The 13,455-nt window shown below is 63.4% G+C and carries 16 protein-coding genes; 13 read left to right on the forward strand and 3 right to left on the reverse strand.

Annotation, left to right across the window (positions count from 1 at the left end):
- Positions 1–48 precede the first annotated feature (48 nt).
- The 3 genes from ACYVNQ_RS05435 to ACYVNQ_RS05445 are packed head-to-tail and all read left to right on the forward strand — an operon-like array spanning position 49 to position 2,415.
- Positions 49–888 carry a glutamate ABC transporter substrate-binding protein gene (locus ACYVNQ_RS05435; protein ID WP_460901248.1) on the forward strand — a complete coding sequence of 280 codons (840 nt, stop codon included), beginning with the start codon at positions 49–51 and terminating at the stop codon, positions 886–888.
- Between the two features lie 13 nt (positions 889–901).
- A complete protein-coding gene (locus tag ACYVNQ_RS05440; protein ID WP_460901249.1) occupies positions 902–1,546 on the forward strand; it encodes an amino acid ABC transporter permease in 645 nt (214 codons plus the stop codon).
- The gene (locus ACYVNQ_RS05445) at positions 1,543–2,415 is read left to right on the forward strand and encodes an amino acid ABC transporter permease (RefSeq protein ID WP_460901250.1); all 873 of its coding nucleotides are present in this window, start codon (positions 1,543–1,545) and stop codon (positions 2,413–2,415) included. Before ACYVNQ_RS05440 ends, ACYVNQ_RS05445 begins: the two co-directional genes overlap by 4 nt.
- Positions 2,416–2,477: 62 nt before the next feature.
- Here ACYVNQ_RS05445 and ACYVNQ_RS05450 read toward each other — a convergent pair whose 3' ends face one another.
- Positions 2,478–2,828: a nucleotide pyrophosphohydrolase gene (locus ACYVNQ_RS05450; protein WP_460901251.1), complete on the reverse strand. Its 351-nt coding sequence runs from the start codon at positions 2,826–2,828 to the stop codon at positions 2,478–2,480.
- A 248-nt stretch (positions 2,829–3,076) separates the two neighbouring features.
- On the opposite strand from ACYVNQ_RS05450, the gene ACYVNQ_RS05455 reads away from it, so the two are divergent.
- Positions 3,077–3,811 (forward strand): FadR/GntR family transcriptional regulator, encoded by a 735-nt coding sequence (locus ACYVNQ_RS05455; RefSeq protein ID WP_460901291.1) that lies wholly within the window; start codon positions 3,077–3,079, stop codon positions 3,809–3,811.
- Positions 3,812–3,861: 50 nt separating this feature from the next.
- Here the strand turns inward: ACYVNQ_RS05455 and ACYVNQ_RS05460 are convergent, their stop codons facing one another.
- Complete coding sequence (locus ACYVNQ_RS05460; RefSeq protein WP_460901252.1) at positions 3,862–4,635, reverse strand: FadR/GntR family transcriptional regulator; 774 nt, start codon at positions 4,633–4,635, stop codon at positions 3,862–3,864.
- Positions 4,636–4,873: 238 nt separating this feature from the next.
- Here ACYVNQ_RS05460 and ACYVNQ_RS05465 point away from each other — a divergent pair, with 238 nt between their 5' ends.
- From ACYVNQ_RS05465 to pqqA, 7 genes are all read left to right on the forward strand, one after another.
- A complete protein-coding gene (locus ACYVNQ_RS05465; RefSeq protein WP_460901253.1) occupies positions 4,874–5,902 on the forward strand; it encodes a 2-keto-3-deoxygluconate permease in 1,029 nt (342 codons plus the stop codon).
- A gap of 15 nt (positions 5,903–5,917) precedes the next feature.
- Positions 5,918–6,349, forward strand: coding sequence for a GlcG/HbpS family heme-binding protein (locus ACYVNQ_RS05470; RefSeq protein WP_460901254.1), 432 nt, complete (start codon positions 5,918–5,920; stop codon positions 6,347–6,349).
- Between the two features lie 36 nt (positions 6,350–6,385).
- On the forward strand, positions 6,386–7,363 hold the full coding sequence (locus ACYVNQ_RS05475) for a 2-hydroxyacid dehydrogenase (protein WP_460901255.1): 978 nt from the start codon (positions 6,386–6,388) through the stop codon (positions 7,361–7,363).
- 341 nt (positions 7,364–7,704) lie between these two features.
- Positions 7,705–8,904, forward strand: a complete 1,200-nt coding sequence (locus ACYVNQ_RS05480; protein ID WP_460901257.1) for a PQQ-dependent sugar dehydrogenase — start codon at positions 7,705–7,707, stop codon at positions 8,902–8,904.
- A 12-nt stretch (positions 8,905–8,916) separates the two neighbouring features.
- On the forward strand, positions 8,917–9,225 hold the full coding sequence (locus ACYVNQ_RS05485; RefSeq protein WP_460901258.1) for a c-type cytochrome: 309 nt from the start codon (positions 8,917–8,919) through the stop codon (positions 9,223–9,225).
- Between the two features lie 92 nt (positions 9,226–9,317).
- A complete protein-coding gene (locus ACYVNQ_RS05490) occupies positions 9,318–9,665 on the forward strand; it encodes a hypothetical protein (RefSeq protein WP_460901259.1) in 348 nt (115 codons plus the stop codon).
- Positions 9,666–9,707: 42 nt separating this feature from the next.
- Positions 9,708–9,782 carry a pyrroloquinoline quinone precursor peptide PqqA gene (gene pqqA, locus ACYVNQ_RS05495; RefSeq protein WP_460901292.1) on the forward strand — a complete coding sequence of 25 codons (75 nt, stop codon included), beginning with the start codon at positions 9,708–9,710 and terminating at the stop codon, positions 9,780–9,782.
- A 61-nt stretch (positions 9,783–9,843) separates the two neighbouring features.
- Here the strand turns inward: pqqA and ychF are convergent, their stop codons facing one another.
- Complete coding sequence (gene ychF, locus ACYVNQ_RS05500) at positions 9,844–10,938, reverse strand: redox-regulated ATPase YchF (protein WP_460901260.1); 1,095 nt, start codon at positions 10,936–10,938, stop codon at positions 9,844–9,846.
- A gap of 237 nt (positions 10,939–11,175) precedes the next feature.
- Between ychF and ACYVNQ_RS05505 the strand changes: the two genes are divergently transcribed.
- A complete protein-coding gene (locus tag ACYVNQ_RS05505; protein ID WP_460901261.1) occupies positions 11,176–12,348 on the forward strand; it encodes a UbiH/UbiF family hydroxylase in 1,173 nt (390 codons plus the stop codon).
- A gap of 232 nt (positions 12,349–12,580) precedes the next feature.
- Positions 12,581–13,306 (forward strand): DsbC family protein, encoded by a 726-nt coding sequence (locus tag ACYVNQ_RS05510; protein WP_460901262.1) that lies wholly within the window; start codon positions 12,581–12,583, stop codon positions 13,304–13,306.
- Positions 13,307–13,455 lie beyond the last annotated feature (149 nt).

Consider the following 13,455-nt stretch of genomic DNA (forward strand, 5'->3'; position numbering starts at 1 on the left):
CCGCTTCGACAGGCGCCGACCTGTCGCATAAATAAGGAGGAGTCCAGCATGAAGCTCAAATCGATCGCGCTCATCGCATCGTGCGTCGCGGGGACGCTGCTGACGGCGCTCACGCCGGCGCGGGCGGCCGACACGTTCCCGGCCGATTCGACGATGGCGAAAATCCAGAAGCGCGGCAAGCTGGTGGTCGGCACGTCGCTGAACACGCTGATGTTTTCGGTGCGCAACCCGATGACCGGCCAGACCGAGGGCTTCGAGGGCGATCTGGCGCGGCTGATCGCGGTGAAGCTGACGGGTTCGCCGGACAACATCGAATGGGTCAAGACGACTACCGAAAACCGCTTGCCGTTCGTGCAGAACGGCCGTGTCGACGTGGTGATCGCGACGCTGACGATCAACGATGCACGCAAGAAGGTGATCGGCTTTGCGGGCCCGTATTACGTAGCGGGCCAGGACATCCTGACGCGCGCATCGGCGAAGACGATCAACGGCGTGACCGATCTGAACGGCAAGACCGCCTGCGTGCTGAACGGCACCACGGTGGAAGACAACGTGAAGAAGTTCGCGCCGCAGACGAAGTTCGTCACGTTCAACGATACGGCGGCCTGCGTCGAGGGCGTCGCCGACGGCCGCTTCGATGCCTACGTCGACGACGGCGCGACGCTGGCCGGCGAGGCGCTGCGCCAGCCGAACAAGTTCCGCATCGTCGGCAAACCGTTTACGCAGGAGCCGTACGGCATCGGCGTAGCAAAGGACGATGCCGCGTTCCGCGAATGGCTCGACACGCAGCTCGAACAGTCGATCAAGGACGGCACGTGGAACAAGCTGTACGCGAAGAATCTTGAAGGCACGCTCGGCAAGCCGCAAGTGCCGGCCGTCGAACACTGACGCGCGGCGCCGCATGAATGCCGTGCTTGCCTTCGGGTGGCGCTTCGTCGAGGGGATGGGCGTCACGATCGAGCTGACCGTGCTGTCGTTTGCGATGGCCTTTGTGCTCGGCGTGGCGCTCACGGTGATGGCGGTCGGCCCGTCGGCGCCGTTGCGCTGGTTCGCGGCGGCATACGTCGAGTGCATGCGGATGACGCCGCTGCTCGCGCTCCTGCTGCTGTTCGTATTCGGCTTGCCGAAGCTCGGCTTCATGTATTCGCTGACGGTGTCGTCGGTGCTGGTGCTGGGCTTCTATACCGCGGCGTGGATCGCCGAAGTGCTGCGCGCCGGCATCAATGCGGTGCCGGCCGGGCAGATCGAAGCCGCGCGCAGCATCGGCATGACCTTCGCACAGGTGCTCGCTAACGTCGTGCTGCCGCAGGCGGTGCGCAGTGTGATTCCGCCGCTCGGCAATCTGTTCGTCAACCAGATCAAGGCTTCGTCGATTGCGGCGGCGATCGGCGTGTTCGACATTACGTACACTGCGCAGCGCATCAACTTCGAAACCGCGCAGGCGGTGCCGACCTTTGCCGCTGCGATGTGCGCGTATCTGCTGCTGACCATTCCGCTTGGGCTCTATATGCGGCGGCTCGAACAGAAGATGGCGGTCACGCGATGAACCGCGCGCCGAAACTCTACGAAGCGCCGGGGCCGGTCGGACGGTTGCGGCATCGCGTGTTCTCGGTGGTCAGCGCATGCGCGGTGCTGGGCTTGCTGTGCGCAGTCGGCATGCGGCTCGAATCGAGCGGCCAGTTCGCAGCCGATAAATGGGCGATCTTTTGGCATTGGGGCACGGCGAAGTTTTTGTTCGATGGCCTCGTGTCGACCCTCGAAGCCGCGCTGTGCGCTACGGTTGCTGCGTTTGCGCTGGCTCTGCCGCTTGCGCTTGGACGCCTGTCGACGCGCCGCTGGGTAAGTCGTTGCGCCGGCGTGTATGTGGAATTCTTTCGCGCGGTGCCGCTGCTGCTGCTGATCCTGTTTATGGTGATCGAGTTGCCGGCGCTCGGCTTCGACTGGCCCGCGCTCGGGTTTCTGGTGGTGGCGATGGCGTTGCATCACGGCGCGATGACTGCGGAGGTGATGCGCGCCGGGATCCTTTCGCTGCCGCGCGGACAGCGCGAGGCGGCGCTTGCGCTCGGCATGCGGCCGTATCAGGCGATGCTGTACGTCGTGTTGCCGCAAGCGCTGCGCAACATGCTGCCCGCGCTGATCAGTTCGATTCTGGCGATCGTGCAGGACACGTCGCTTGGCTATGTGATTCCGTACGACGAACTGCTGCACCGCTCGCAGGATGTGTCGAGCTATGCGCCGCAGTCGCTGCTGCAGGCGGCGTTCGTCGTGACGATGATGTATGGCGTGGTGAGCGCGGCGCTGCTTTATCTGAAGCGCTGGGTAATCCGGCGGCAGGGGCGCGCAGTATCGCGCAAGAAGGCGCCTGACGCGCCTCGGCCGGCCGGTGTAGCCGGTGAAGGGGCGCCGCAGAGTTGATTACGTGCGATGTCTTTGCCCGGCCGACCGCTCGCGTGGCTTGCGAGCCAGCCTACAACCGGTCATAGATCCGAATATTTGGTGGCTTTCCCCTTGGCCTTTTCCACCGGATAACGCGCTTCGTTCAGCTTCAGCTTTTCCGCGGTAGCCTCGACGAGATCGAAGCCTGCTGCATCCGCAGTTAACAGCAGATACATCAGCACGTCCGCGCATTCGTGCTCGAGGTGTTTGCGCTCCACCGGATCGGCGACTAACGCGGCGATCTCGTCATCTGTCTTCCATTGCACCGTTTCGAGCATTTCGCCCGCTTCAATGCTGGTGGACATGATCAGGTTGCGCACCGTGTGGAATTGTCGCCAGTCGCGGGCGTCGCGGAATGCCAGCAATTGCTGGCGCAGGTCGTCGATCGTCATCGGTATGTCGTCTTCGCATGAGGAAATTCGCCGCATGCTTATCGGGTGAGGAAATGCGGTGGGCTAAAGCTATCGTGTTTCACCTGTTTCTGACAAGAAAAGCGGCGGTGCCCGTTCCGGACTGGTGGTGCGAGTTGTTTTCAAGGAAAATGTAAACAACGCTGGCTTCGCCTATGCGTACCAGGCTCCTCGCCGAGCCGACGACAGGAATCAATCTACACGCCATGTTCACCCGCCCGTCCGGCACTTTGATTGCCAAGCCCGCGACGCTAACCCAGCAAGTAGCGCAGAAAATTGCCAGCGATATTCTGAGCGGAGTGTATCCGGTCGGCACCCGGCTCCCATCCGGAAAGGACCTCGCGCAAAGCTTCGGAGTGAGTGCGGCAGTCATCCGCGAAGCCACCGAGCGTCTGCGCGCGCAAGGTCTGATCGATAGCCGCCAGGGCTCGGGTTGTACCGTCAAGGCGCGTACACAGAATGTGGGCTTCATGGTGCCCGAAGTCAGCGACACGAACCGTGCGGACCTTGCGCATGTGTTCGAATTGCGGCTCGATCTGGAAGGCGCTGCCGCCGCGCTCGCCGCAGTGCGCCGTACACCTGAAGATATCGAGGCGCTCGAAGCGATTCTCGACGCGCTCGCCGAGAATCTGTACACGCCGGACCGCGCGGTCGAACTCGATATTGCGTTTCACGTCGCGCTGGGCGATGCGACGCACAACCGCTATTTCAAAGACCTGCTGCAGTATCTGAACCTGCAGATCCGCGAGTGCGTACGGGCTGGCCGCACGCACTCGCTCGCATTCCCGCAATTGCCCGACGAAGTGCATCGCGAGCACCTCGCGCTGCTCGATGCGATTCGTGCGGGCGATCCGGGCGCCGCACGCTCGGCCGCGGTGGCTCATCTGCAAAAGGCAGCGGCACGTCTTGAGCTTTCGCTGCCGGGACGCGACGAGCACGGCGAGATAGCCGGCGCGGAGAATTGATTCTTCGTCGAACGAAATCCTGCTGCAGCACGCGAAGCTGAACCCGGGCGCTAATCGACGCGTGCTTCGGCCTCTTGCGCGCGGCTGTGCGTAGTAATGGCCCGCAGCATGCCGGAGTCCGGGTCGCGGCCGGGAATGTCCAGTTCCAGATGACACGCGGCACGCTGCAAGTGCAGCATCACCGCCGCGCGAGCGCCATTCGCGTCGCTTGCGCGAATCGCCTCGAACACGGCCAGATGCTCGCGTTGCACGGTTTGCGGCAACGGCTCGTTGACCAGCGCGTTATAGCGGGCGGCATGCACAGCCTGACGCAACTGCAAATTGAGGTACTTCAGCAAGTTGCCGTAATAGGGGTTGTGAGTCGCAACCGCAATGGCCGTGTGAAAAGCCAGATCGAGTTCCACACCGGCGTCGAGATCATGCAGATTTTCCGCGAGCGCGCTCAGGATGCCTGACAGTTTGTCCAGGTCCGCGTTCGTGCGCCGTACCGCCGCGAGCCCCGCGGCCGCGCCTTCCAGATCGAGGCGCAATTCGAACACGCTCGACAGTTCCACCTGATCGGCGCGCATGCTGTTGAACACCTTGAAGCCATCGGCTTCGGTGCGCGCTTTCACGATGCAACCGGAACCCTGACGGCTGTCGATCAAACCTTTCGAACGCAACCGTTCAGTCGCTTCGCGGATCACCGCCTGGCTGACGCCGTGCATCCGGCCCAGCTCCTTGCCCGACGGCAGCTTGGTGCCGACCGGATAGACCCCTTCTGAAATGGCTTCCTGAAGCAGACCGGCAACCTGCGCCGTCAACGAATTGAGTTTTGCCGCCATAAAGTCCTCGTGCTTTCAGCCGCGATTCCACATAGCGTAAGCCCACCTCGGCCCCAAATCTTCGTTCGCGATTTCAGGGTTTACCTGACCGGTGAGGTGGTCAACTTATCATATAACATGGTTACTCGCTAAGACGACAACCAGCCTGTGATCCGCCGTCGATGCGATCAGCGTGTGCCGTGTGAGCCAGATAACGAATGCCCTTCGAAGGGCAGATACGCAGGTTCAGGAGACGTCCGTGAAGATCTATCAGGCGATAAATCGCGTACCCGGCGGTTTGATGGTTGTACCGCTGTTCATCGGCATGCTGGTCAATACTTTCGCGCCCAACGCGCTGAAGATCGGCGGCTTCACTCAGGCGCTCACCAACGCCGGATACCCGACCATCCTTGCGATGTACCTGTTCACCGCGGGTACCAAGATGACGTTGCGGGGCGCGCCGAAGATGTTGCGACGCGGCTTCGGCATTCTGTTCGCGAAGGTCGGCATCGCCGTCGTGCTGGCTTTAGGCATTGCGCATTTCTTTCACGGCAACTTCGTTGGGCTGTCGACGCTTGCGTTGCTCGCGGCGATGAACGACACCAACGGTGGCATGTTCCTCGCGCTCACCAGCACCTTCGGTACCAAGGAAGACGCCGGCACCTATGTCGTGCAGAGCATCGAGACCGGGCCGTTCGTCACGATGCTGGTGCTGGTCGGTGCCGGGCTTGCGGTGATTCCGTGGCTGACGATGGTGTCGGTGATCGCACCGATCGCCGCGGGCGCGATTCTCGGCAATCTCGACGAAGATCTGCGCGACTTCTTCGGACGGCACGAGCCGATCATCGTGCCGTTCATGGCCTTCACGCTGGGCGAGGGCATCAATCTGAAATCGGTGACGACCGCCGGCTTGCCGGGCATCATGCTCGGCGTGGCGGTGATGGTCATCACGGGCATCGTCTGCATCGCCGCCGATCGCTTGCTGGGCGGTTCGGGCGTGGCCGGCGCGGCAGCTTCGAGCACGGCGGGCAACGCGACCGGCACGCCGCAAGCGGTGGCGATTGCCGATCCGACTTATGCCGCGATCGCGCCGATCGCGACGATTCAGGTGGCCGCGTCGGTGATCGTCACCGCGATCCTGACGCCGGTCCTGACCGCCTACGTACACCGGCGCGTCAAACGCGCAGAACTGGCCGCGCAGCAGACGGCCGGCAGGGGCGCCGCGCGCCCCGAGATCGACGACATCGAGTCGCTCGATCATCCACAACCCGCAATCAATCATCGTTAGAGACGTGAGGCATTAATGGCAGCAGCAGTAGAACTCGATCTGGGCCGTGCGCAACAACTCGTCAGCCATCTTGTCGGAGAAGCGCAGCAACGCTTCGGCAAACCCGTGTGTGTGTCCGTGTGCGACGCGCACGGTTTTCTGCTCGCCTTTGCGCGTGCTGACGGCACGCCGGTGCGTAGCATCGCGTTGGCGCAGCAAAAGGCCTATACGTGCACGCGCATGTTGCAGACCACCACCGCATTTCTCGAACGGCTGCGTCGCGAGGATCTCGCGATCAGTTACTTCTGCGATTCGCTGCTGACCGCGCTGCCAGGTGGCGCGTTGATCGCAGACAGCGCAGGCCAGGTGATCGGTGCGGTCGGGGTGAGCGGGCTCGCCCCGGCTGACGACCAGCAACTGGCCGACAGCGGCAGCGAGTTCATTGGACGTCTGTCGAAGCGCGGCTAAGCGTCGAAGCAAACACCACAACCTGGAAACACGGCAATGGCAAAGAAAAGCGTCTACGTCACGCGGATGATCCCCGCGCAAACCATCGACACGCTGCGCAAACATTTCGATGTGGACGTGAATCCGCACGACCGCGCGCTCACTCGCGAAGAACTGGTGCAGGCCGTGCGCGGCCGCGACGCGGTGGTGAGCCTGCTGACGGACAAGTTCGACGGTGAAGTGCTCGACGCCGCCGGCGCGCAATGCCGGATCGTCGCGAACTATGCGGTGGGTTTCAACAACTTCGATCTCGACGCAGCGACGAAGCGCGGCGTGATCATGACCAACACGCCGGGCGTGCTCGACGATGCCACCGCGACGCACGCATGGGCGCTGCTGCTGGCGACCGCGCGCCGCGTCTCCGAGTCCGAGCGCTATGTGCGCGCCGGCAAGTGGCAGGGCTGGTCGCCGATGGCGTTCATCGGCCAGGACGTCGACAACACGACGCTGGGCATCGCCGGGCTCGGCCGCATCGGTTCGAAGTTCGCGCGCAAGGCCGCGGCGTTCGATATGAACATCATCTATAGCGATGCGCACCGCAACGAAGCGTTCGAGCGCGAATACAACGCGCGTTTCGTCGACAAGGCGACGCTGCTGCGCGAATCGGACTACCTGTCGCTGCATTTGCCGCTGCTGCCCGACACGCATCACTACATTGGCGCCGCCGAACTGGCCGCGATGAAACCCAGCGCGGTGCTGATCAACGCGGCGCGCGGACCGCTAGTCGACGAAAAGGCGCTGGTAGCCGCGCTAAAAGACAAGGTGATCTGGGGCGCGGGGCTCGACGTATTCGAAGACGAGCCTGCGCTCGCGCCCGGCCTCGCGCAACTCGACAACGTCGTGATCGTGCCGCACATCGCTTCCGCGACCACGCAGACCCGTCTCGCGATGGGCAAGATCGTCACCGACAACGTGATTCGCGTGCTGCAGGGCGAAGCACCGCTCAACTGCATCAATCCGCAAGTCCTCAAGTAAGCACGCGGCTGCAGCACAGGATCGATCGGCAGGCAGTCGAACCGAAGCCGGATCGCATGATGTCCGGCACAGCACGGGAAGAGGGAGACGAAGGGCAGCGGCCTGCGGGCACGCTGCCCTTCTCCATATTGGAGACCCGTGTTGCTTACGCAAACGTTTCACCCTGCTTTTCAAGTATTGCGAATGTCAGATGTTCGCAAGGCACGGAATGCCGGATCGCCGCAACGCGACATCGACGCACTTGCGCGGACCCGGCGGATACGGCGCTGCCGTGCGGTCGTGCGGATTCGGCACGGTCTCTCGAATCCGCCTCATAACTTTCGAAGAAAACGAGGACGCAAATGACCCCAGGCTTCAAGCGAACTATCTTTGCAGCGGGCGTGCTGGCGTATGCAGCCGGTGCGGCGTGGGCGCAGGAGGCGCCGCGCATCTACCCGCAAGATCCCGAGGCGATGGCGGCAGTCCAGCAGAACCTGAAGAACATCAAGATGCCCCCCGGCTTCAAGATTGAGCTGTACGCGATGGTGCCTGGCGCGCGCGCCATCGCCGTCGATCCGACCACCGGCACTGCGTATATCGGCACGCGCAAGAATGCCATCTGGGTGCTGCACGACGATGGCAACGGCAAGGTGAGCGAAGTCACGGAGTTTTCCGCGGCAAGCAACTTCAAGGATCCGAACGGCGTGTGCTTCGCGCCCGACGGCAAGCTGTTCGTGGCCGAACTCAACCGCGTTCTGTCGTTCGCGAATCCGGGCAGTGCGACGCCGACGCAACAGATCGTCGTGCCGCAAGGCCAGCTGATTCCGGTCGGCGACGAGGCGTACAACCACGGTGCGCGCGTGTGCCGCGTCGGGCCGGACGGCAAGCTGTACATCGCGGTCGGCGAGCATTACAACGTGCTGCCACCGGAGAAGTACGACGCGTACTACAAGGCCGGCATGGGCGCGATCGTGCGTTACAACCAGGACGGCAGCGGCCGCGAGATCTATGCGCACGGTATCCGCAATTCGGTCGGTCTCGACTTCAACCCGAAGGACAAGACGCTGTGGTTCACGGATAACCAGACCGATACGCTCGGCGACGATCGGCCGCCTGGCGAACTGAACCGCGCCACCAAGGCCGGTGAAGACTTCGGCTATCCGTTCTACGGCGGCGGCCACGACCGCACCGCCGAGTACCAGGACAAGACGCCGCCGGCCGGCGTGGTGTTTCCGCAGGTCAACCTGCCGCCGCACGCGGCCGACCTGGGGATGTCTTTCTACGAAGGGTCCGAGTTTCCGAAGCAGTACGTCGGTGGCATTTTCGATGCGGAGCACGGCTCGTGGGTGCGTAAACACCCGCTCGGCGCACGCATCATGTTCACGCGTCTGAAAGCCGATGGCACCGCAGTCGGTACCCAGGTGTTCGCGTCGGGCTGGCTCACCGCCGACGGTCAGTACAAAGGACGGCCGGTCGACGTCGAGCCGATGAGAGACGGCTCGTTGCTCGTATCGGACGATTTCGCCAGTGCGGTATATCGCATTACCTACGTCGGAAAGTAAGGGGCAAGCAGCGTGAGCAAGATTCTATCGAGCCTGTTTCTGGCGACGATGCTGGTATCGCTAACCCAGCACAGCATGGCCGCGGACATTGCCGCCGGCAAGACGCGCTCCGCGCAATGCGCGGCATGCCACGGGCCTGACGGACACGCAGTGATGCCGCAGACGCCGAACCTCGCGGGCCAGGATGAAGATTACCTGGTCGAGCAGTTGAAGGCTTTTCGTTCGGGAGAGCGGCAAAACGAAACGATGTCGGTGATCGCCAAGCCGCTCAGCGATACGGAGATCGCCGATCTCGCCGCTTACTACCACAGTCTGAAGTGAGCTCGTCGACCGCGCTCGAGCGTGGGTAGACGTGCCAATGCCGGCCGGGCTCGCAACCAGTGCGACCGGCCGAAACGATCAGGAGACGACACATGAAAATCAAAGGGACCGTTGCGCTGGCGTGCAGCTTCGCGGTTGCCGCGCTGGTGGCTGTGACGCCCGCGCGTGCAGCAGCCGACCCGCATGTCTTCACGCAGACCTGTCCGAACGGCGACAAGATCGCCGTCGACATGAACCACAAGACGGTGGCGTTTACGCGTGGCGCGCAGACCTACCACGCGACCTACGACGATGGTTATGCGCTGACGTGGGCCACCAGCAATCCGCCGTTGCCCGCGGGCGTGACCACCATGCCTACCGGTGGCCAGATCGGCACCGACGGTGCGTTTTTCGGTGACGGCGATGTCGATAGCAACGTCGTGTGTCCGCGCGACAAGTGAAGTGAGCGGACGTTTTTTTCTTCTACTTAAGGAGCTTTAGCCATGACCTGGACCACTCCGGCTTACACCGATCTGCGTTTCGGTTTCGAAATCACGATGTATATCGCGACGCGCTGATCACGCTGATCTGGTGATGTGAAACGCCGGGGCGGTTCGCCGCCCCGGCGTTTTTTTGCGCTTAGACGTTGAACAGGAAGTTCATCACGTCGCCGTCGTGCACGACGTATTCCTTGCCTTCCGCGCGCATCTTGCCGGCTTCCTTCGCGCCTTGTTCACCCTTGAACGCGATGTAATCGTCGAAGCCGATGGTCTGTGCACGAATGAAGCCGCGTTCGAAATCGGTGTGAATCGCACCGGCTGCCTGCGGCGCCGTATCGCCGATATGAATCGTCCACGCGCGCACTTCCTTCACGCCCGCGGTGAAGTACGTATGCAGCCCGAGCAGCTTGAAACCCGCGCGAATCACGCGGTTCAGGCCCGGCTCTTCCATGCCCATGTCGGCGAGGAACACTTCCTTGTCTTCGTCGGCGAGATCGGCGATTTCCGCTTCGATCGCCGCGCACACCGCGACTACCGGCGACTTGTCGCTTTCCGCGTACTTGCGCACCAGGTCCAGATGCGGGTTGTTCTCGAAGCCGTCGTCCTTCACGTTGGCCACGTACATCGCCGGCTTCGCGGTGATCAGGCAGAACGGCTTGATCAGCGCCTGTTCGTCTTCGCTCAGATCGAGGCCGCGTACCGCCTTCGCCTGGTCGAGTTGCGCGCGCACTTTTTCCAGCACCGCGGCGAGCTTGATCGCTTCCTTGTCGTTGCCCGACTTGGCGGCCTTCGAATAGCGCGACAGCGCCTTCTCGACCGTCGCGAGGTCGGCCAGCGCGAGTTCGGTGTTGATTACCTCGATGTCCGACAGCGGATCGACCTTGCCCGCGACGTGAATCACGTTGTCGTCTTCGAAGCAGCGCACCACGTGCGTGATCGCGTCGGTTTCGCGGATGTTGGCGAGGAACTGGTTGCCGAGCCCTTCACCCTTGCTGGCGCCGGCCACCAGACCCGCGATGTCGACGAACTCGACTACCGCCGGCACGATGCGCTCCGGCTTGACGATGCCGGCGAGCGCCTGCAGACGCGCGTCCGGCACTTCGACCACGCCGACGTTCGGCTCGATCGTGCAGAACGGATAGTTTTCGGCGGCGATGCCCGCCTTGGTCAGCGCGTTGAACAGGGTGGACTTGCCGACGTTGGGCAGGCCGACGATGCCGCATTTGAGGCTCATGGAAATCTCTCGGTGAACAATGGGTTGCGTGATGCGCTCGACGCTGCGGGCAGGCTGCCGGCAGGCATTCCGCAGTCGTGGCTAAGAGCCGCAGCGGAGCGGGACAACGCATCCGGTCGGGCGCTGGCTCGGCGATCGGGTGCGCGGTTTGTCACGAAACCGCGATTGTAACTCTTTCGGGTGTTGCGCCGGCCACCCACGCCCAGCCCCATCAAGCCTGACAGCTATAATGCGCGGATGAATCCCCACCATCCAAGCTTCGACGTCGCCGTGATCGGCGGCGGCCTCGTCGGCAAGACCGCGGCGCTCGCGCTGACGCAAACCGGCCTGCGCGTCGCGCTGCTCGCGCAGCATTGCGCGCCGCTGCCGGCCGATGCGGTGTTCGACTCGCGTATCTATGCGCTATCGGCCAGTTCGCAGGCGCTGCTCGAACGGCTGCGCGTGTGGCAGGCGCTCGATATCGCGAAACTGTCGCCGGCCTACGACATGCGCGTGTACGGCGATGCGCACGCCGAGCTGCATTTCTCCGCGTTCCAGGCTTCGGTCGCGCAGCTCGCGTGGATCGTCGAATCGTCGCTGATCGAACGCGCGCTGGATGCGGCGCTGCGCTTCCAGCCGAATGTCACGTGGCTCGATGCGCGCGCACAGGCGCTCGACATCAAGCCGGGCGGCGCGACCATTGGGCTTGCCAACGGCAACCTGCTCGACGCGGATCTGGTGGTCGGCGCGGATGGCGCGCATTCGTGGGTGCGCGCGCAGATCGGCTCGAAGGTCAATCAGCGCGATTACAGACAAACCGGCGTGGTCGCCAATTTCAAGGCCGAGCGGCCGCACGGCGAAACCGCGTATCAGTGGTTTCGCGACGGCGAGATCATCGCGCTGCTGCCGTTGCCGGATGGTCACGTATCGCTGGTATGGTCGGCCCACACCGAGCACGCCGAGGAACTGCTGGCGCTTGCGCCGGAGCGCCTCGCCGCTGAGGTCGAACGGGTGACGATGGGCGCGCTCGGTGCGCTGGAGTGTGTAACCCCGGCGAAAGGTTTCCCGCTTGCGCTGCAAACGGTGGAGCGGCTGGCGGCGCCGCGCGTCGTGCTGGTCGGCGATGCCGCGCATCTGATCCATCCGCTGGCGGGGCAGGGCATGAATCTGGGGCTGCGCGACGTCGCGTCGCTCGCCGAGGTGATTGCAAACAAGGAAGCGTTCCGCGATCTCGGCGATATGGTGTTGCTGCGCCGCTATGAGCGCTCGCGCAGCGAAGACATCCGCGCGCTGATGGTCGCCACCGACGGCTTGCAGCGGTTGTTCGCGGTGCCGGGTCTGGTGGCGCGCGCGGTGCGCAATGCCGGTATGGCGTTTGTCGGCGCGCAACCGTTGATCAAGCGCTGGCTGGTATCGTCGGCGTTGGGGTAATCGCATAACGGTGTGGCGCCGCATGACCTTGTGGCGGAACGACATACGCGGACGAATGCGCACAAACGCGGACGAATGCGGCGAGCGTGCGCCGCCGCACAGTCAGCAGACAGACAACAGCGAACGGTGCATAGGTGCGCCGCTCCACCACGACACACACGAGCGGAAGCCATCGCGACCGCGCTCGCCGCATGCATCGCGCACGTGGCGCTACCGAACCGGGAGTCAACAGATGAAGAAACGTATTCGCATCGCCGCGCTCGCGCTGGCTGTCGCTGCTGCGGCGCTCGGCTGCTCCGCGCAGGCCGACCAGACGACCGACAAACTGAAAGCGACGCTGCAGACGCGGCTCGGCGATGTCACGATCAAGAGCATCGGCAAGTCGCCGATCGCCGGGCTCTACGAGGTGAACCTCGGCTCGCAGATCGTCTATAGCGATGCGAACGGCGATTACATCGTGCTCGGCGATATCGTCGATGCGAAGACGCGCAAGAATCTGACCGATGCGCGCCTGCAGGAAACCAACAAGATCGATTTCGCCAGCCTGCCGCTCGCCAATGCGGTGAAGGTGGTGAAGGGCGACGGCAGCCGCAAGATCGCCGTGTTCTCGGATCCGAACTGCCCGTACTGCCGACAGCTCGAGAGCACGCTGAAGTCGTTCGACAACATCACCGTGTACACCTTCCTGTATCCGGTGCTGTCGCCGGATTCGACGGTGAAGTCGAAGTCGATCTGGTGCTCGACCGACCGCGCGAAGGCGTGGGAATCGTGGATGCTGGAGCGTCACGCGCCGACCGCCGCCGGCACCTGCGACACCGCCGCGATCGACAAGAACCTCGCGCTGGGCCGCTCGATGAACGTGAACGGCACGCCGACGGTGTTCCTCGCCGACGGCCGCCGTCTGCCGGGCGCGGTGCCGGCCGATCAGCTGGACAAGGAAATCGCCGCTGCGCATTGAGCGTGTTGGTTTCGAGTTTGCCTCACGTTTGTCTCACGACTGGCCGAAGGCGCCGGGTTGCGCAGTGGCGCGCGATGTCGCGCGCCCACGGCCGGCGCCCTGTTTTTCGCCCGACTGACTCATTTCACCCAAGCCCCGATCCCGTCCGC

The sequence above is a fragment of the Paraburkholderia jirisanensis genome (assembly GCF_054782355.1).